This window comes from Mesorhizobium sp. M8A.F.Ca.ET.161.01.1.1, assembly GCF_004792105.1.
Lineage (GTDB): Bacteria > Pseudomonadota > Alphaproteobacteria > Rhizobiales > Rhizobiaceae > Mesorhizobium.
Map to the genome: position 1 here is coordinate 1 of NZ_SRTD01000097.1, position 421 is coordinate 421.

1 protein-coding gene is annotated in these 421 nt (G+C 62.9%); it reads left to right on the forward strand.

The genetic code is table 11. From position 1 onward, the window contains the following. Nucleotides 1-54: 54 nt before the first annotated feature. The coding region (locus EN804_RS34810; RefSeq protein WP_135922315.1) for a helix-turn-helix domain-containing protein at nucleotides 55-421 on the forward strand (367 nt) is incomplete at its 3' end.

A 421-nucleotide genomic window follows, 5' to 3' on the forward strand; every position in this document is an offset into this window, starting at 1 on the left:
AGAATGGACCGATAGCATGGGTGACAGTTTTCTTGTCCGCCGGGAGGACCGGCGATGGTTTGGCGAGAAACTGGGATCATGGACGAGCGGCTACGGTTTGTTGTGGATTGCCTTTCGGGTGAAGAGACGATGATCGAGCTCTGTGCGGCTTATGGGATATCGCGCAAGACCGGCTACAAATGGCTTGGACGCTATCGCGCGTTCGGCCCGGAAGGTTTGCACGATCTGCCTCGCGCGCCGCTCAATCACGGCCGGGCGACGGCGCTGGACCTGGTGGAGCGGATCGTTGCCGCCAAGGAGGTGCATCCGCTGTGGGGGCCAAAGAAGATCGTGGCGCGTCTCAAGCGCACGGCTCCCGAGCTGGTTTGGCCGTCGGCCTCGACGGTGGGCGCGATCCTTGCACGGCATGGGCTTGTCGGCG